The sequence below is a fragment of the Sphaerisporangium flaviroseum genome (assembly GCF_039537005.1).
GTDB lineage: Bacteria > Actinomycetota > Actinomycetes > Streptosporangiales > Streptosporangiaceae > Sphaerisporangium > Sphaerisporangium flaviroseum.
In genome coordinates this window covers 134,639-149,560 of the sequence record NZ_BAAAZR010000052.1, presented here as the reverse complement: position 1 = coordinate 149,560, position 14,922 = coordinate 134,639, and the positions used below count along the sequence as shown (strand labels likewise).

27 protein-coding genes are annotated in these 14,922 nt (G+C 65.9%); all 27 read left to right on the top strand.

The window, feature by feature from the left end; genetic code table 11:
- Positions 1 to 33 precede the first annotated feature (33 nt).
- The 27 genes from rplB (at position 34) to rpsD (ending at position 14,895) form a co-directional block, all read left to right on the top strand.
- Positions 34 to 870 (top strand): 50S ribosomal protein L2, encoded by an 837-nt coding sequence (gene rplB / locus ABD810_RS37270; protein ID WP_248964953.1) that lies wholly within the window; start codon positions 34 to 36, stop codon positions 868 to 870.
- 11 nt (positions 871 to 881) lie between these two features.
- On the top strand, positions 882 to 1,160 hold the full coding sequence (gene rpsS, locus ABD810_RS37265; RefSeq protein ID WP_262849229.1) for a 30S ribosomal protein S19: 279 nt from the start codon (positions 882 to 884) through the stop codon (positions 1,158 to 1,160).
- A 25-nt stretch (positions 1,161 to 1,185) separates the two neighbouring features.
- Complete coding sequence (gene rplV, locus ABD810_RS37260; protein WP_262849231.1) at positions 1,186 to 1,554, top strand: 50S ribosomal protein L22; 369 nt, start codon at positions 1,186 to 1,188, stop codon at positions 1,552 to 1,554.
- Positions 1,554 to 2,408: a 30S ribosomal protein S3 gene (rpsC, locus tag ABD810_RS37255; RefSeq protein ID WP_344952257.1), complete on the top strand. Its 855-nt coding sequence runs from the start codon at positions 1,554 to 1,556 to the stop codon at positions 2,406 to 2,408. The genes rplV and rpsC overlap by 1 nt, the downstream gene beginning before the upstream one ends.
- A 2-nt stretch (positions 2,409 to 2,410) precedes the next feature.
- A complete protein-coding gene (rplP, locus tag ABD810_RS37250) occupies positions 2,411 to 2,830 on the top strand; it encodes a 50S ribosomal protein L16 (RefSeq protein ID WP_184608221.1) in 420 nt (139 codons plus the stop codon).
- Positions 2,830 to 3,066, top strand: coding sequence for a 50S ribosomal protein L29 (rpmC, locus tag ABD810_RS37245; protein ID WP_279776767.1), 237 nt, complete (start codon positions 2,830 to 2,832; stop codon positions 3,064 to 3,066). The genes rplP and rpmC overlap by 1 nt, the downstream gene beginning before the upstream one ends.
- Positions 3,059 to 3,343 (top strand): 30S ribosomal protein S17, encoded by a 285-nt coding sequence (rpsQ, locus tag ABD810_RS37240; RefSeq protein ID WP_344952248.1) that lies wholly within the window; start codon positions 3,059 to 3,061, stop codon positions 3,341 to 3,343. The genes rpmC and rpsQ overlap by 8 nt, the downstream gene beginning before the upstream one ends.
- Positions 3,344 to 3,492: 149 nt before the next feature.
- Positions 3,493 to 3,861, top strand: coding sequence for a 50S ribosomal protein L14 (gene rplN, locus ABD810_RS37235; RefSeq protein ID WP_203982318.1), 369 nt, complete (start codon positions 3,493 to 3,495; stop codon positions 3,859 to 3,861).
- Between the two features lie 8 nt (positions 3,862 to 3,869).
- Positions 3,870 to 4,169, top strand: a complete 300-nt coding sequence (gene rplX, locus ABD810_RS37230) for a 50S ribosomal protein L24 (protein ID WP_344952605.1) — start codon at positions 3,870 to 3,872, stop codon at positions 4,167 to 4,169.
- Positions 4,169 to 4,744 carry a 50S ribosomal protein L5 gene (rplE, locus tag ABD810_RS37225; protein ID WP_344952245.1) on the top strand — a complete coding sequence of 192 codons (576 nt, stop codon included), beginning with the start codon at positions 4,169 to 4,171 and terminating at the stop codon, positions 4,742 to 4,744. The genes rplX and rplE overlap by 1 nt, the downstream gene beginning before the upstream one ends.
- On the top strand, positions 4,744 to 4,929 hold the full coding sequence (locus ABD810_RS37220) for a type Z 30S ribosomal protein S14 (RefSeq protein WP_248964959.1): 186 nt from the start codon (positions 4,744 to 4,746) through the stop codon (positions 4,927 to 4,929). The genes rplE and ABD810_RS37220 overlap by 1 nt, the downstream gene beginning before the upstream one ends.
- Positions 4,930 to 5,072: 143 nt before the next feature.
- Positions 5,073 to 5,471 (top strand): 30S ribosomal protein S8, encoded by a 399-nt coding sequence (gene rpsH, locus ABD810_RS37215; protein WP_262849247.1) that lies wholly within the window; start codon positions 5,073 to 5,075, stop codon positions 5,469 to 5,471.
- Positions 5,472 to 5,490: 19 nt separating this feature from the next.
- Complete coding sequence (gene rplF, locus ABD810_RS37210) at positions 5,491 to 6,033, top strand: 50S ribosomal protein L6 (RefSeq protein ID WP_344952236.1); 543 nt, start codon at positions 5,491 to 5,493, stop codon at positions 6,031 to 6,033.
- A 2-nt stretch (positions 6,034 to 6,035) separates the two neighbouring features.
- Positions 6,036 to 6,416 carry a 50S ribosomal protein L18 gene (rplR, locus tag ABD810_RS37205; RefSeq protein ID WP_344952233.1) on the top strand — a complete coding sequence of 127 codons (381 nt, stop codon included), beginning with the start codon at positions 6,036 to 6,038 and terminating at the stop codon, positions 6,414 to 6,416.
- 49 nt (positions 6,417 to 6,465) lie between these two features.
- Positions 6,466 to 7,098 carry a 30S ribosomal protein S5 gene (gene rpsE, locus ABD810_RS37200; protein WP_203982312.1) on the top strand — a complete coding sequence of 211 codons (633 nt, stop codon included), beginning with the start codon at positions 6,466 to 6,468 and terminating at the stop codon, positions 7,096 to 7,098.
- A 3-nt stretch (positions 7,099 to 7,101) separates the two neighbouring features.
- A complete protein-coding gene (rpmD, locus tag ABD810_RS37195; RefSeq protein ID WP_030451484.1) occupies positions 7,102 to 7,284 on the top strand; it encodes a 50S ribosomal protein L30 in 183 nt (60 codons plus the stop codon).
- 2 nt (positions 7,285 to 7,286) lie between these two features.
- Positions 7,287 to 7,760: a 50S ribosomal protein L15 gene (rplO, locus tag ABD810_RS37190; protein WP_344952226.1), complete on the top strand. Its 474-nt coding sequence runs from the start codon at positions 7,287 to 7,289 to the stop codon at positions 7,758 to 7,760.
- 167 nt (positions 7,761 to 7,927) lie between these two features.
- Entirely contained in the window at positions 7,928 to 9,235 is a 1,308-nt protein-coding gene (secY, locus tag ABD810_RS37185) for a preprotein translocase subunit SecY (protein ID WP_344952223.1), read from the top strand.
- The gene (locus tag ABD810_RS37180) at positions 9,235 to 9,888 is read left to right on the top strand and encodes an adenylate kinase (RefSeq protein WP_344952220.1); all 654 of its coding nucleotides are present in this window, start codon (positions 9,235 to 9,237) and stop codon (positions 9,886 to 9,888) included. The genes secY and ABD810_RS37180 overlap by 1 nt, the downstream gene beginning before the upstream one ends.
- Before the next feature lie 125 nt (positions 9,889 to 10,013).
- Positions 10,014 to 10,853 (top strand): type I methionyl aminopeptidase, encoded by an 840-nt coding sequence (map, locus tag ABD810_RS37175; RefSeq protein WP_344952217.1) that lies wholly within the window; start codon positions 10,014 to 10,016, stop codon positions 10,851 to 10,853.
- Between the two features lie 65 nt (positions 10,854 to 10,918).
- Complete coding sequence (locus ABD810_RS37170; protein WP_344952214.1) at positions 10,919 to 11,350, top strand: DUF1707 SHOCT-like domain-containing protein; 432 nt, start codon at positions 10,919 to 10,921, stop codon at positions 11,348 to 11,350.
- A 175-nt stretch (positions 11,351 to 11,525) separates the two neighbouring features.
- Positions 11,526 to 12,008 (top strand): hypothetical protein, encoded by a 483-nt coding sequence (locus tag ABD810_RS37165; protein WP_344952211.1) that lies wholly within the window; start codon positions 11,526 to 11,528, stop codon positions 12,006 to 12,008.
- 716 nt (positions 12,009 to 12,724) lie between these two features.
- The gene (infA, locus tag ABD810_RS37160; RefSeq protein ID WP_012887858.1) at positions 12,725 to 12,946 is read left to right on the top strand and encodes a translation initiation factor IF-1; all 222 of its coding nucleotides are present in this window, start codon (positions 12,725 to 12,727) and stop codon (positions 12,944 to 12,946) included.
- A 105-nt stretch (positions 12,947 to 13,051) separates the two neighbouring features.
- Positions 13,052 to 13,165, top strand: a complete 114-nt coding sequence (rpmJ, locus tag ABD810_RS37155; protein ID WP_003956441.1) for a 50S ribosomal protein L36 — start codon at positions 13,052 to 13,054, stop codon at positions 13,163 to 13,165.
- Between the two features lie 204 nt (positions 13,166 to 13,369).
- Positions 13,370 to 13,750 (top strand): 30S ribosomal protein S13, encoded by a 381-nt coding sequence (gene rpsM, locus ABD810_RS37150; RefSeq protein WP_262849274.1) that lies wholly within the window; start codon positions 13,370 to 13,372, stop codon positions 13,748 to 13,750.
- Positions 13,751 to 13,843: 93 nt separating this feature from the next.
- Positions 13,844 to 14,248 carry a 30S ribosomal protein S11 gene (rpsK, locus tag ABD810_RS37145; protein ID WP_248964969.1) on the top strand — a complete coding sequence of 135 codons (405 nt, stop codon included), beginning with the start codon at positions 13,844 to 13,846 and terminating at the stop codon, positions 14,246 to 14,248.
- 20 nt (positions 14,249 to 14,268) lie between these two features.
- Positions 14,269 to 14,895, top strand: coding sequence for a 30S ribosomal protein S4 (gene rpsD, locus ABD810_RS37140; RefSeq protein ID WP_344952202.1), 627 nt, complete (start codon positions 14,269 to 14,271; stop codon positions 14,893 to 14,895).
- The last annotated feature ends 27 nt before the right edge of the window (positions 14,896 to 14,922 follow it).

Sequence of the window (14,922 nt, the reverse complement as noted above, 5' to 3'; positions counted from 1 at the left end):
TCAAGCAACATCGACAAGGGATGAACGAAAAAGATGGGCATCCGTAAATACAAGCCGACGACTCCGGGTCGTCGCGGCGCGAGCGTCTCGGACTTCGCCGAGATCACGCGCAGCACGCCGGAGAAGTCGCTGCTTGCTCCCCTGCACAGCAAGGGTGGTCGAAACGTCCACGGCCGGGTGACCGCGCGTCACCAGGGCGGTGGGCACAAGCGCGCCTACCGGATCATCGACTTCCGGCGCCACGACAAGGACGGCGTTCCGGCCAAGGTCGCTCACATCGAGTACGACCCGAACCGGACGTCGCGCATCGCGCTGCTGCACTACGCGGACGGCGAGAAGCGCTACATCCTCGCTCCCACGGGCATCAAGCAGGGCGACCGCATCGAGAACGGCCCCGCGGCCGACATCAAGCCGGGCAACTGCCTGCCGCTGCGCAACATTCCGACCGGTACCTTCATCCACGCCGTGGAGTTGAAGCCGGGCGGCGGCGCCAAGCTGGGCCGGTCCGCCGGCGCGCAGATCCAGCTCCTGGCGAAGGAGGGACAGTACGCCACGCTGCGTATGCCCTCCGGCGAAATGCGCCAGGTGGACGTGCGCTGCCGCGCCTCCGTAGGCCAGGTCGGCAACGCCGAGCAGGCCAACATCAACATCGGTAAGGCCGGCCGTAACCGCTGGAAGGGCAAGCGCCCGACCGTCCGCGGTGTCGCCATGAACCCGGTCGACCACCCGCACGGTGGTGGTGAGGGTAAGACCTCAGGCGGTCGTCACCCGGTCAACCCCAAGGGCAAGCCCGAGGGTCGTACCCGTCAGGCCAACAAGGCCAGCGACCGACTGATCATCCGTCGGCGGAGCAAGAGGAAGAAGCGGTAGGAGCAGCCTAAATGCCACGTAGCCTTAAGAAGGGTCCTTTCGTGGATGGCCACCTTATGAAGAAGGTGGACACCCAGAACGAGAAGGGCACCAAGAACGTCATCAAGACGTGGTCGCGGCGCTCCATGATCGTGCCCGACATGCTCGGCCACACGATCGCCGTCCACGACGGGCGCAAGCACGTCCCGGTGTTCGTCACCGAGTCGATGATCGGTCACAAGCTGGGTGAGTTCGCGCCGACGCGGACCTTCCGGAGCCACGTCAAGGAAGACCGGCGTAGCCGGCGGTAAGCGCCTTAGAAACGAGGAGTAAGCGATGGAAGCCAGGGCTCAGGCGCGGTTCGTCCGCGTCACGCCCCAGAAGGCCCGCCGCGTGGTGGACCTTATTCGCGGGCTGCCCGCTTCGGAGGCGCAGGCCGTGCTGCAGTTCGCCCCCCAGGCGGCGAGCGAGCCGATCTACAAGGTGCTGTCGAGCGCGATGGCGAACGCGGAGCACAACTTCAAGCTCGACCGCGAGTTGCTGGTCGTGAGCCGGGCGTGGGTCGATGAGGGCCCGACGCTCAAGAGGTTCCGCCCCCGCGCCCAGGGCCGTGCCTATCGGATCAACAAGAGGACGAGTCACATCACCGTGATCGTCGAAGCCCGGCCGGAAGGTCAGGGCAGGCCGAAGGGAAGGACCCGCTAGTGGGCCAGAAGGTTAACCCGCACGGGTTCCGACTCGGCATCACGACCGACTTCAAGAGCCGGTGGTACGCCGACAAGCTATACAAGTCCTATGTCGCCGAAGACGTGTCGATCCGCCGCATGCTGCAGAAGGGCATGGAGCGGGCCGGCATCTCCAAGGTCGAGATCGAGCGGACCACCGACCGAGTCCAGGTCGACATCCACACCGCCCGGCCGGGCATCGTCATCGGCCGCCGCGGCGCCGAGGCGGACCGCATCCGTGGCGACCTCGAGAAGCTGACCAAGAAGCAGGTCCAGCTGAACATCCTCGAGGTCAAGAACCCCGAGGTGGACGCCCAGCTCGTCGCCCAGGGCGTGGCCGAGCAGCTCTCCAGCCGGGTCTCCTTCCGGCGGGCGATGCGCAAGGCCATGCAGTCGGCGATGAAGAGCGGCGCCAAGGGCATCCGTGTCCAGTGCTCCGGTCGGCTCGGCGGCGCCGAAATGTCGCGGTCGGAGTTCTACCGCGAGGGTCGGGTGCCTCTGCACACCCTTCGCGCGGACATCGACTACGGCTTCTACGAGGCCCGCACCACCTTCGGCCGCATCGGCGTGAAGGTGTGGATCTACAAGGGTGAGGCTCCGACCAGCCGCGCCGAGCGCGAAGCGGCTGCGGCCGGTGCGCGCGCGGGTGGGCAGCGTCGTGACCGCACCGACCGGCCGCAGCGTGGCCGCGGCGCCGGTGGCGGCGGTGGCGGTGGCCGTCGTGACGGCGGCGCCCCCCGTGGCGGCGGTCGTGGACCACGGACCGAATCAACCGCGCCCGCAGGGGCGCCCGAGACCGGCCCGGCGGAGCAGCCGGGTGCTGAAGGGAGCTGACCATGCTGATCCCTCGCAGGGTCAAGCACCGTAAACAGCACCGGCCTGACCGCAGCGGAGCCGCCAAGGGCGGCACCAGGGTCGTGTTCGGCGAGTTCGGCATCCAGGCGCTTGAGCACCACTACGTGACCAACCGTCAGATCGAAGCCGCTCGTATCGCCATGACCCGGCACATCCGCCGTGGCGGCAAGGTGTGGATCAACATCTACCCGGACCGTCCTCTGACGAAGAAGCCGGCCGAGACCCGCATGGGTTCCGGTAAGGGTTCGCCGGAGTGGTGGATCGCCAACGTCAAGCCCGGCCGCGTCATGTTCGAGTTGTCTGGTGTGTCTGAGCCGGTGGCCCGTGAGGCCCTCCGGCGCGCGATGCACAAGCTTCCGATGAAGTGCCGGTTCGTTAAGCGTGAAGTGGGTGAGGCGTGATGGCTAAGGGCCTGACCGCTGGTGAGCTGCGGGTTTCTGACCAGGACGAACTGGTTCAGAAGCTGAAGGAAGCGAAAGAGGAGCTGTTCAACCTCCGCTTCCAGGCGGCGACCGGTCAGTTGGAAAGCCACGGGCGGCTCCGGGCCGTCCGGCGCGAGATCGCCCGTATCTACACCGTGATGCGTGAGCGGGAGCTCGGAATCATCACGGTCGAGAAGGAGCCGAGCGATGGCTGAGACAACCGAGACCACCGACAAGAAGACGCGGAACTACCGCAAGACCCGCGAGGGTCTCGTCGTCAGCGACAAGATGGACAAGACCGTCGTCGTCGCCGTCGAGGACCGCGTGAAGCACCCGCTGTACGGCAAGGTCATCCGCCGTACGACCAAGTACAAGGCCCACGACGAGGCCAACTCCTGCGGCGTCGGCGACCGCGTTCTCCTGATGGAGACCCGGCCGCTGTCCGCCACCAAGCGGTGGCGGGTCGTGGAGATCCTCGAGCGGGCCAAGTAAGTCGTCCTGCGGGAGACCCCCCGGAAGGGGGTCTCCCGCCTGGACGTCCCCCCTTGGGCGTCGGCCGGTCCGTCGCCGAGGGAGTAAAGACCGAATCTAGTTCCGCCAGGCTCACTGAATGAGAACCGGCGTGACACACGGGAGTTGACGTGATCCAGCAGGAGTCGCGGCTCAAGGTCGCCGACAACACGGGTGCCAAGGAGATCTTGTGCATCCGCGTGCTCGGCGGCTCGGGTCGGCGCTACGCGGGTATCGGCGACATCATCGTCGCGACGGTGAAGGACGCCCTTCCCGCCGCAGGCGTGAAAAAGGGTGATGTGGTCAAGGCTGTCGTGGTGCGCACCAGCAAGGAGCGCCGCCGCCCCGACGGCTCCTACATCCGCTTCGACGAGAACGCCGCGGTCATCATCAAGGACAGCGGTGACCCTCGGGGCACGCGTATCTTCGGTCCGGTGGGTCGCGAGCTGCGCGAGAAGAAGTTCATGCGCATCATCTCGCTCGCGCCGGAGGTGTTGTAATGCCGAAGCTGCATGTGAAGAAGGGTGACCTCGTCCAGGTCATCGCCGGTAAGGACAAGGGTGCCAAGGGCCGGGTGATCGTCTCCCTGCCGCGCGAGGACCGCGTGGTGGTCGAGGGCGTGAACATGGTCAAGAAGCACTCGAAGGTCACCCACCAGGGACCGCGCGGCGCCAAGGAAGGCGGCGTGCAGACCATGGAGGCCCCCATCCACGTGAGCAACGTGAAGAAGCTCAAGGATGAGGCGAAGAAGGACGACAAGCCCGCCAAGAAGGCCGCCAAGGCCGACGAATCGGGTGAGGACAACTGATGACCGCCACCACTACTGAGACCGAGCGTCCCCTGCCGCGTCTCAAGCAGCGCTACCGCGAGGAGATCGTGGAGAAGCTGCGCGAGCAGTTCGGCATCGAGAACGCCATGCAGATCCCCAGGCTCACCAAGATCAAGGTGAACATGGGCGTCGGCGAGGCGGCTCGGGACTCCAAGCTCATCGAGGGCGCGGTGCGCGATCTCACCGCCATCACCGGTCAGAAGCCGGCCGTCGCCCACGCTCGCAAGTCCATCGCGCAGTTCAAGCTGCGCGAGGGCATGCCGATCGGCGCGCACGTGACGCTCCGCGGCGACCGCATGTGGGAGTTCCTCGACCGGCTGCTGTCCCTGGCGCTTCCGCGTATCCGGGACTTCCGCGGCCTGTCGCCGAAGCAGTTCGACGGCAACGGGAACTACACCTTCGGTCTCACCGAGCAGGTCATGTTCCACGAGGTCGACCCGGACAAGGTCGACCGGCAGCGGGGCATGGACATCACGGTCGTGACCACGGCTACGACCGACGACCAGGGCCGGGCGCTGCTCAAGCTTCTCGGCTTCCCCTTTAAGGAGGCCTGATGGCTAAGAAGTCCTTGATCGCCAAGGCCGAGCGCAAGCCGAAGTTCGGTGTCCGCGCGTACACTCGGTGCACGCGCTGTGGGCGGCCCCGCGCCGTCTACCGTAAGTTCGGCCTCTGCCGCGTGTGCTTCCGCGAGATGGCGCACCGGGGCGAGCTGCCCGGCATCACCAAGTCCAGCTGGTAGTCGTCGTGCGGGCCTTCTTCACGGAGGCCCGCCCGCGGCCCGGCCGTACACATAAGTCATATCAACCGGGCGCTGATTCAAGCGCCCACGACCACACCGTAGGTCCCGTCACAGGGAAACCGCGGTGAGGAGGGCCACCGGCCATGACGATGACCGACCCGATCGCAGACATGTTGACACGTCTGCGTAACGCGAACTCGGCATACCACGACACCGTGGCCATGCCGTACTCGAAGATCAAGGCGCATATCGCCGAGATCCTCCAGCAGGAGGGTTACATCCAGGCCTGGGCCGTCGAAGACGCCAAGGTCGGGAAGAACCTCGTGGTGGAGCTCAAGTTCGGGCCAACGCGTGAACGGTCTATCGCGGGCCTGCGCCGGGTTTCCAAGCCTGGTCTGCGGGTCTATGCAAAGAAGGACAACCTGCCTAGGGTCCTGGGCGGCCTGGGCGTCGCGATCATCTCGACGTCCGGTGGCCTCATGACGGACCGGCAGGCCGGCAAGCGTGGTGTGGGCGGGGAAGTCCTCGCCTACGTTTGGTAACGAGGGGAGGAATTACAGCATGTCGCGAATTGGACGGCTGCCCATCCCCGTACCGAATGGTGTTGACATCACCATCGACGGCCGGGATGTCACGGTCAAGGGCCCCAAGGGCACGCTTTCACACACAGTCGCCGAGCCCATTGATGTGGTTCGGGGGGACGACGGCACCATCGCCGTATCCCGTCCCAACGACGAGAACAAGGTCCGTGCGCTGCACGGGCTGTCCCGCACGCTGATCGCCAACATGGTGGACGGCGTGACCAAGGGATACAGCAAGACGCTGGAGATCGTCGGCGTGGGCTACCGCGTTCAGGCCAAGGGCCCGACGCAGTTGGAGTTCTCACTCGGCTTCAGCCACTCGGTCGTCGTCGACGCACCCGATGGCGTTTCCTTCCGCGTCGAGAGGCCGACCCTGTTCCACGTGGACGGCATCGACAAGCAGAAGGTCGGCGAGGTCGCCGCGAACATTCGCAAGCTGCGCAAGCCCGACCCCTACAAGGGCAAGGGTGTGCGGTACCAGGGCGAAGTCATCCGCCGCAAGGTCGGAAAGGCTGGTAAGTAGTCATGGCCTTCACCAAGGTTGCCAGGCACACGGCCGCGCGTGCGCTGTCGCGCTCGCGCCGTCACGGCCGGGTTCGCAAGAAGGTCGTCGGCTCGCCGGCTCGCCCGCGCCTCGTCGTCAACCGCTCCGCGCGTCACCTGTTCGTGCAGATCGTCGACGACACCGCCGGTCACACGCTGGTGAGCGCGTCCACGCTGGACGCCTCGCTTCGTACCGCCGAGGGCACCAAGACGGACAAGGCGAAGAAGGTCGGCGAGCTCCTCGCTCAGCGGGCCAAGGCCGCCGGGATCACCGCTGTCGTGTTCGACCGCGGTGGCAACCGCTACGCGGGCCGCATCGCGGCCCTCGCGGACAGCGCCCGAGAAGGCGGGCTGGAGTTCTGATGTCTCCAGCCAGGATCGCAATCAAGAGCAACGAGGAGAGGAACCACTGATGGCTGCAGCTCCGCGTCGCGGTGCCGGCGGCGGTGGTGAGCGGCGTGACCGTCGCGACGATCGCCGCGGTGGCGCCGCAGACAAGGGCGTCTCGTACATCGAGCGCGTAGTGAAGATCAACCGAGTGGCCAAGGTCGTCAAGGGTGGTCGGCGCTTCAGCTTCACCGCCCTGGTTGTCGTCGGTGACGGCAACGGCCTGGTCGGTGTCGGTTACGGCAAGGCCAAGGAGGTGCCCGCGGCGATCGCCAAGGGCGTCGAGGAGGCCAAGAAGCACTTCTTCAAGGTGCCGCGTATCCAGGGCACCATCCCGCACACCGTGCAGGGCGAGGACGCCGCCGGCGTCGTCCTCCTGCGTCCGGCCTCGCCCGGTACCGGTGTCATCGCGGGTGGGCCGGTTCGCGCCGTCCTGGAGTGCGCCGGGATCCACGACGTGCTGTCCAAGTCGCTCGGCTCGGACAACCCGATCAACATCGTCCACGCCACGGTGGCGGCTCTGAAGGGCCTCAGCCGGCCCGAGGAGATCGCGGCCCGTCGTGGACTGCCGATCGAGCACGTCGCCCCCGTACGCATGCTCAAGGCTCGTGCCGAGGGCATCGCCGAGGCTGCTGCGGCTGCGAAGGCGGTGAGCTAGCCGATGGCTCGTCTCAAGATCACGCAGACCCGATCGAAGATCGGTGGCAAGCAGAACCAGCGTGACTCGCTTCGCTCGCTGGGCCTGAAGCGAATCGGCGACGTCGTCGTCAAGGAGGACCGCCCGGAGATCCGGGGGATGGTCGCCGTGGTGACGCACCTCGTCGAGGTGGAAGAGGTCGACTAGTCATGGCTAACGCTGAGAACAACGGCGGCGGCACGCCGCTGCGCATCCACCACCTGCGTCCGGCCCCCGGCGCCAACAAGTCCAAGGTCCGCAAGGGCCGTGGCGAGGCGTCCAAGGGCAAGACCTCGGGTCGTGGCACCAAGGGCACCAAGTCCCGGACCAGCGTCCCCCTCGGTTTCGAGGGTGGCCAGGTTCCGCTCCAGCGGCGTCTGCCGAAGCTCAAGGGCTTCTCCAACGCCATGTTCAAGACGACCTACCAGGTCGTCAACCTGGACAAGCTCGGCGAGCTGTTCCCCGATGGCGGCGACGTCACCGTGGAGACGCTGGTCGAGCGGGGCGCGGCCCGCAAGAACCAGCCGGTCAAGATCCTGGGAACCGGTGACATCTCGGTGGCGTTGAACGTGCAGGCGCACGCTTTCTCCGCCTCCGCGAAGGAGAAGATCGCAGCCGCCGGTGGCGCCGTCACCGAGCTGTAGGCAGGGCAATGCGAGGCGCGGGGGCTCACAGAGAGCCGCCGCGCCCGTAGTGCGTTAGAGTGCGCTGGACAGAAGGCTGTCCAGGGCTCGTTGATCAGAGATGTGCCGATGGATCACTCCCAGACCTTCGCTGACCGATACCGCCTTTCAGGCGCGCAGGAGGGACCGTGCTGACCGCGATTAGCCGGGCGTTCCGTACGCCCGACCTGCGCAACAAGTTGCTCTTCACGTTGGGCATCATCGTGTTGTTCCGGCTGGGTTCGGTGTTGCCGACCCCCGGTGTCAACACGATCAATGTCCAGCAGTGTTTGAAAGAGGCGCAGTCGGGCGACGCCGCCAACATCTATGGCATGGTGCAGCTGTTCAGCGGTGGCGCGCTGTTGAAACTTTCAGTGTTCGCGCTGGGCATCATGCCGTACATCACAGCCAGCATCATCCTTCAGCTGCTGACGGTGGTCATCCCCCGTCTTGAAGCGCTCAAGAAGGAGGGCCAGGCCGGAACCGCGAAGATCACGCAGTACACGCGTTACCTGACCATCGGCCTTGCCGTCCTGCAGTCCACCGCGTTCGTCGCGCTGGCGCGCACCGGGCAGTTGTTCCCCAACTGCCGCCAGCCGCTGCTGGTCAGCAACGACGCCTTCACCATCGTGACCATGGTGGTCGTGATGACGGCGGGCACCTCCGTGATCATGTGGCTCGGTGAGCTCATCACCGACCGCGGCGTCGGCAACGGCATGTCGATCCTGATCTTCACTCAGGTCATCGCCGTCTTCCCGTCGGAGCTGCTGAACATCTTCCGGCAGAACGCCTTCACCTTCGTCGTGGTGATGGTGGTCGGTGTGTTCATGATCGCTGCCGTGGTGTTCGTGGAGCAGGCGCAACGCCGGATCCCGGTGCAATACGCCAAGCGAATGGTGGGCCGCCGGATGTACGGCGGCACCTCGACCTACATCCCGTTGAAGGTCAACCAGGCCGGCATCATCCCGGTCATCTTCGCCTCCTCGTTGCTCTACCTGCCGCAGCTGCTGGTCTCGCTGTTCGGCACCAGCGAGAAGCCGAACGTGGTCGTCGAGTGGCTGGCCCAGCACTTCGTCCGTGGTGACCAGCCGGTCTACATGGCCACGTTCTTCCTGCTGATCATCTTCTTCACCTACTTCTACGTGTCCATCACCTTCAACCCCGTTGAAGTCGCCGACAACATGAAGAAGTACGGTGGATTCATTCCGGGCATCCGCCCGGGACGGCCGACCGCCGAGTACTTGTCCTATGTGCTCTCACGGTTGACCGCCCCCGGTTCGCTGTATCTGGGCCTGATCTCTATGGTGCCGATCATCGCGCTGGCGGTGGCAGGAGCGAGCCAGAACTTCCCGTTCGGAGGCACTAGCATTCTGATCATGGTTGGTGTTGGGCTCGACACCGTGAAGCAGATCGAGAGCCAGCTGCAGCAGCGGAACTACGAGGGCTTCCTCAAGTAGTGCGCGTCGTCCTGGTCGGGCCCCCCGGAGCGGGCAAGGGGACACAGGCCCAGTTCATCGCATCGAACCTGTCCATCCCGAAGATCTCGACAGGTGACATTTTCCGTGCCAACGTGTCGGGCGGCACGGAACTCGGCAAGCTTGCCAAGGAGTACATGGACCGTGGCGACCTCGTACCCGACGAGGTCACCGTCGCCATGGTCCGCGACCGCCTCGGGGAGGCCGACGCGCAGGAGGGTTTCCTGCTCGACGGCTTCCCGCGCAACGTGCCTCAGGCCCAGATCCTCAACAAGATGCTGGCCGAGTTCGGCACGTCGCTCGATGTCGTGCTGGAGCTCGTCGTCGACGACGAGGAGGTCGTCCGGCGGCTGGCCGGTCGCCGCACCTGCCGCTCCTGCGGCAAGGTGTGGCACGTGGTCTTCGACCCGGCCTCCAAGGAGGGCGTCTGCGACGCCTGCGGCGGCGAGCTGTTCCAGCGTGACGACGACCGGGAAGACACCATCCGCCACCGGCTGGAGGTCTACCAGGAGCAGACCTCCCCGCTGATCTCGTTCTACGCGGACGAGGGCATCCTGCAAGGTGTGGACGCCACCGGCCCCGTCGAGGAGATCACGCAGCGGGCGATGGCGGAGCTACGCCGCTTCGCCGACTGATCATATTCACGGCCAGCGCCACTTCTGGGGTCATGCTCCAGGGGTGGCGTTCGGCTTGTTGGGGGACAATCGGGGGAATTGGGATGCCGCGCCGGCCGTTGCTTCTCCCCAGGGGGTGCCAGTAAGTGTTCAAGAAGAACAAGCACGGAATCCAGATCAAGACAACTGAGCAGCTCGACAAGATGCGGTCCGCGGGCCTGGTCGTCGGGCGCACGCTCGAACTGCTGCGGAACTCCGTGCAACCGGGGATGACGCCGCTCGACCTCGACGCGATCGCCGAGAAGGCCATCCGCGACGAGGGCGCCATCCCGTCGTTCAAGGGGTACCAGGGCTTTCCCGCCACCATCTGCGCGTCGGTCAACGACGAGGTGGTGCACGGCATCCCGAGCGACCGCCGGCCGCTCCGCGAGGGTGACGTCATCTCCATCGACTGCGGCGCGATCCTCGAGGGCTGGCACGGCGACTCGGCGATCACGGTCGCCGTCGGCGAGGTCGACCCCAAGCTGACCGAGCTGATGCGCGTGACCGAGGAGGCCATGTGGCGCGGTATCGCGACCCTGACCACCGGCAGGCACCTTTCCGACGTCGGCTATGAGGTAGAGCGTTACGTTCGCTCTCAGGGCCGCTACGGGATACCCCAGGAGTACGGCGGCCACGGCATCGGCACCGAGATGCACATGGACCCGTGGGTGGCCAACCACGGCAGGCCCGGCAGGGGACCGCGCTTCGAGCCCGGCATGTGCTTCGCCGTCGAGCCGATGGTCAACCTCGGTACGGACCGGACCAAGGTCCTGTCCGACGACTGGACCGTCGTGACGATCGACGGAAAGGCGTCCGCACACTTCGAGCACAGCGTCGCGGTGACTGATAATGGTCCTTGGGTGCTTACCGCCCTTGACGGGGGGAAAGCACGGCTTACCGAACTGCTCGGAGGGGAAATCACCGCCGACGGCAAGGCAGAGTGAGCAGCTCTCTTGACCCGTATGCGGTGCGGCCCTCGCGGCGGATGTCAGCACGGGAGTTGAGGACGATGGCGGCGACACCGGATATGAGGGCGTCCGACGGCGACCGGGACAGGGTCGCGGCCGCTCTCCGCGAGCACTGCGCCCAGGGCCGGCTCACCATGGACGAGTTCAACGAGCGCCTGGAGCAGGTGTACCAGGGCAGGACATTCGGCGATCTGCAGAAGCTGACGGCCGACCTGCCCGACATCGACCTGCACCAGCCTGCCGCGACGGCCCAGCCCCCCGCGAAGCTCGATGGGCAGAGCAACGCCGAGCAGGGCATCAAGGCCGCTTGGGGGTCATGGGCCGCCGCGACGGCAGTGTGCTCGGTTATCTGGGCTATGACCGATTTTGGCGGATACTTCTGGCCAATGTGGGTCGCGGGCCCATGGGGGGCGATTCTGCTGGTGAGCACGTTCTTCGGGCTGGGATCGAAGAACCACGGCCAGAAAGGCTGAACCTCCCTTCTGTGTAGTAATGCACTCTCGGCCCTGAGTGCGTATTCGTACGCAGAAAGGACCGCTCGGTCTCCCTAACGTGAGCGGTGTCCGGAACGAGTAGCACCAAGCAAAGCTCGTCCGGCACGGGGAATCCGTCCTCATCCCGGGGACGCTCGCTCACAGGAGGAAAACCGTGCGAAACATTCGCAAACTGCTCGCTGGCACCGCCCTCGCCGGTTCGCTGGCGGCAGGTCTGGCCGCGGCTCCCGCCGCCCAGGCGTCGACGACCGACTCGGCCGGCGTCACCTCGGCCACCGAGGCGCAGAGCTCGCGCCACTTCTTCCCCATCCGCTACTCCGACTTCGGCCGTGGCGAGAACAGGGGAGACCGCTCCTACTTCAAGGGCTACTGGGAGAAGTTCGGCGGCCGTTACTACTTCTCCGGTCACGTGTTCGACCGCGACGACGACCGCAACCGCGACTACAACTACCTCGAGTTCCGCTGGCACGACGACCGCGGCTTCCACCACAAGATCTTCAAGTCTCATGGTGAGTTCAACGTCAACCGGTACGGCGGCTTCCGCAAGAGCGAGGGCTTCGACTCCTTCGCCTTCCGGGTCGGCGAGGGCCACGGCCGAGACTACGACTGGGGCAACTGGTACCGGCGCGGCTTCTGAGCCGACGCCACCCCGGTAATCGTGTGCCGTCCCTACCCAGCGAGGGGGAGGGGGCGCGGGGGAAGCAACGAGCGGGCGCTCCTAAGGGGGGCGCCCGCTCTTCTCGTGTTCACGGGCATTGGACGCAGCCTTTACCACTCATGGCAGTTTCCCGGCTTGTTGCCGGGTAAGTGATCTTTATCGGACAACAGCGGTTAGGGGGCGCCATGGGCCGCGGGCCGGGCGTACCCCATGACCGCTCGACGCGCGCCCGGCGTCCCGTACGCCGGGCTCCCACGTGTCACCCCCATGACGGCGCGCGTGCGAGCGCGCCCTTGAGCACGCGCTCACCCTGGACCGGTATCGGCGGTACCGAGTCCGGGGTGGGCGCGTCCCCGCTTCCCCGCGTCGCCGACGGCTCCGGCCCGAAGGCGTCCGGCGGGGGATGCGGCTCCGGCTCGAAGGTGTCCGGCGGGGGATGCGGTTCCGAGCCCGAAGGTGTCCGGCGGGGGATCCCGCGACGCCGCCGGTCTGAGGTACGCTAGTGGTCGGTTGTGTCCAGACAAGCGCCAGGCGTTTCGCAATTCCTCGCCGGTTGTCGTACACTCCTTTGTCGGTTCACTATGACCATTGCGCGTTCGGCGATCCCAGATGTCGCCGCTCTCTCACGTGCTCTAGGTCGCGGCTGCGTAGTGTTCCGATCACCTCAGACGACCGATCAGTGAAACGCGAGGGACATGGCCAAGAAGGACGGCGCCATCGAGATCGAGGGCACTGTGGTTGAGTCGCTCCCGAACGCGATGTTCCGGGTGCAACTCGACAACGGCCATAAGGTCCTGGCCCACATCAGCGGACGGATGCGGATGCACTACATCCGGATCCTCCCCGACGACAGGGTTGTCGTTGAACTGAGCCCCTACGACCTCAGTCGTGGGCGGATCGTCTACCGATACAAGTAAGCCTCCTTTCCGGCCTCGAGGAAGAACCGTCCGGCCCGCGCGATGCGAGCCGCGACATTAGACCTACGAGCCGGCGGGCGGGCCGTCTGAGGAACGACAGGGACTATGAAGGTCAAGCCGAGCGTCAAGAAGATCTGCGACAAGTGCAAGGTGATCCGCCGGCACGGTCGCGTCATGGTGATCTGCGACAACCTGCGCCACAAGCAGCGCCAGGGCTGATCGCGGCCCGGGAGGGCCGGCCGAGCCACTAGCGGGCGAGGCGGGCACGACCCGGACAAATGTAATCGCGCACCACACCCACGAAGGCGGCTTCACGCCGAACCACGTGGGCGACCCCCGGTCGGAGGCCGGGGCCCTCACCCCGGGCATGGGGAGGGGTAGTGGAGCGCAGGACCTCCGCCACACGAAGGAGAATGCCCGACCATGGCTCGCCTGGTTGGCGTCGACCTCCCCCGCGACAAGCGGCTGGAGATCGCTCTCACCTACATCTACGGAATCGGCCGCAGCCGCGCTCAGGAAGTGCTGAGCGTCACGGGGATCAGCGGGGACCTTCGCGTCCACCAGCTGTCCGACACCGAGTTGGTGCCGCTGCGTGACTACATCGAGGCCACCTTCAAGATCGAGGGTGACCTCCGTCGCGAAGTGCAGGCCGACATCCGCCGCAAGATTGAAATCGGCTGCTACCAGGGCATCCGACACCGCCGCGGTCTTCCCGTGCACGGTCAGCGTACGCAGACCAACGCGCGCACCCGCAAGGGCAAGAAGAAGACCGTGGCCGGCAAGAAGAAGCCCGGCAAGAAGTAGTCCGCGACGGGGGGCCGAGCCGGGCCCTAGGCAGAGCCCGAAGCCGCGCCCCGTCCACGCAGCAGGACCGACCACCTCAGGAGATAGCGCTACATGCCTCCGAAGAGCCGCCAGGGTGCACCGAAAAAGGTGCGCCGCAAGGAAAAGAAGAACATCGCTCACGGGCACGCCCACATCAAGAGCACGTTCAACAACACCATCGTTTCGATCACCGACCCGACCGGGAACGTGATCGCCTGGGCCAGCGCCGGCCATGTCGGCTTCAAGGGCTCCCGCAAGTCCACGCCGTTCGCCGCGCAGATGGCCGCCGAGAACGCCGCGCGTCGTGCCATGGAGCACGGCATGCGTAAGGTCGACGTCTTCGTCAAGGGCCCCGGCTCCGGTCGCGAGACCGCCATCCGGTCCCTCCAGGCCACCGGCCTGGAGGTGGGTTCCATCCAGGACGTCACCCCTGTTCCGCACAATGGTTGCCGTCCGCCCAAGCGCCGCCGCGTCTGAGGCCCAGGAGATATAGAGAAATGGCTCGTTACACCGGAGCGGACTGCAAGCTCTGCCGCCGAGAGAAGACCAAGCTCTTCCTCAAGGGCGCCAAGTGTGAGTCCCCCAAGTGCCCCATCGAGATCCGTCCTTACCCCCCGGGTGAGCACGGTCGCGGCCGTCCCAAGGAGTCTGAGTACCAGCTCCAGCTTCGTGAGAAGCAGAAGACCCGCCGCATCTACGGCATCCTCGAGAAGCAGTTCCACAACTACTACGAGGAAGCCAACCGTCGCACCGGCAAGACCGGTGAGAACCTTCTCCAGATCCTGGAGACCCGTCTGGACAACGTCGTCTTCCGCGCCGGCCTCGCCGTGTCGCGTGACGCCGCCCGCCAGCAGGTCCGCCACGGCCACTTCCTGGTCAACGGCAAGAAGGTCGACATCCCGTCCTACCGCGTCCGTGAGCACGACATCGTCGAGGTCCGCGAGAAGTCGCGCAACCTGATGCCGTACGAAGTGGCTCGCGCCACCACGGCCGACCGCACCGTCCCGGCCTGGCTCGGCGTCGTTCCGGACAAGCTGCGTGTCCTCGTGCACCAGCTCCCGGTCCGTCAGCAGATCGACACCCAGGTCCAGGAGCAGTTGATCGTCGAGCTCTACTCCAAGTAGCAGCTCGCATAGTCTGTTCAGGGGCTG

What these genes read in the sequence shown, in the direction of transcription:
- rplB (WP_248964953.1), top strand. Translation starts at nt 34, where the DNA reads ATGGGCATCCGTAAATACAAGCCGACGACTCCGGGTCGTCGCGGCGCG.
- rpsS (WP_262849229.1), top strand. Translation starts at nt 882, where the DNA reads ATGCCACGTAGCCTTAAGAAGGGTCCTTTCGTGGATGGCCACCTTATG.
- rplV (WP_262849231.1), top strand. Translation starts at nt 1,186, where the DNA reads ATGGAAGCCAGGGCTCAGGCGCGGTTCGTCCGCGTCACGCCCCAGAAG.
- rplP (WP_184608221.1), top strand. Translation starts at nt 2,411, where the DNA reads ATGCTGATCCCTCGCAGGGTCAAGCACCGTAAACAGCACCGGCCTGAC.
- rpmC (WP_279776767.1), top strand. Translation starts at nt 2,830, where the DNA reads ATGGCTAAGGGCCTGACCGCTGGTGAGCTGCGGGTTTCTGACCAGGAC.
- rpsQ (WP_344952248.1), top strand. Translation starts at nt 3,059, where the DNA reads ATGGCTGAGACAACCGAGACCACCGACAAGAAGACGCGGAACTACCGC.
- rplE (WP_344952245.1), top strand. Translation starts at nt 4,169, where the DNA reads ATGACCGCCACCACTACTGAGACCGAGCGTCCCCTGCCGCGTCTCAAG.
- ABD810_RS37220 (WP_248964959.1), top strand. Translation starts at nt 4,744, where the DNA reads ATGGCTAAGAAGTCCTTGATCGCCAAGGCCGAGCGCAAGCCGAAGTTC.
- rpsH (WP_262849247.1), top strand. Translation starts at nt 5,073, where the DNA reads ATGACGATGACCGACCCGATCGCAGACATGTTGACACGTCTGCGTAAC.
- rplF (WP_344952236.1), top strand. Translation starts at nt 5,491, where the DNA reads ATGTCGCGAATTGGACGGCTGCCCATCCCCGTACCGAATGGTGTTGAC.
- rplR (WP_344952233.1), top strand. Translation starts at nt 6,036, where the DNA reads ATGGCCTTCACCAAGGTTGCCAGGCACACGGCCGCGCGTGCGCTGTCG.
- rpsE (WP_203982312.1), top strand. Translation starts at nt 6,466, where the DNA reads ATGGCTGCAGCTCCGCGTCGCGGTGCCGGCGGCGGTGGTGAGCGGCGT.
- rpmD (WP_030451484.1), top strand. Translation starts at nt 7,102, where the DNA reads ATGGCTCGTCTCAAGATCACGCAGACCCGATCGAAGATCGGTGGCAAG.
- rplO (WP_344952226.1), top strand. Translation starts at nt 7,287, where the DNA reads ATGGCTAACGCTGAGAACAACGGCGGCGGCACGCCGCTGCGCATCCAC.
- ABD810_RS37170 (WP_344952214.1), top strand. Translation starts at nt 10,919, where the DNA reads ATGGCGGCGACACCGGATATGAGGGCGTCCGACGGCGACCGGGACAGG.
- infA (WP_012887858.1), top strand. Translation starts at nt 12,725, where the DNA reads ATGGCCAAGAAGGACGGCGCCATCGAGATCGAGGGCACTGTGGTTGAG.
- rpmJ (WP_003956441.1), top strand. Translation starts at nt 13,052, where the DNA reads ATGAAGGTCAAGCCGAGCGTCAAGAAGATCTGCGACAAGTGCAAGGTG.
- rpsM (WP_262849274.1), top strand. Translation starts at nt 13,370, where the DNA reads ATGGCTCGCCTGGTTGGCGTCGACCTCCCCCGCGACAAGCGGCTGGAG.
- rpsK (WP_248964969.1), top strand. Translation starts at nt 13,844, where the DNA reads ATGCCTCCGAAGAGCCGCCAGGGTGCACCGAAAAAGGTGCGCCGCAAG.
- rpsD (WP_344952202.1), top strand. Translation starts at nt 14,269, where the DNA reads ATGGCTCGTTACACCGGAGCGGACTGCAAGCTCTGCCGCCGAGAGAAG.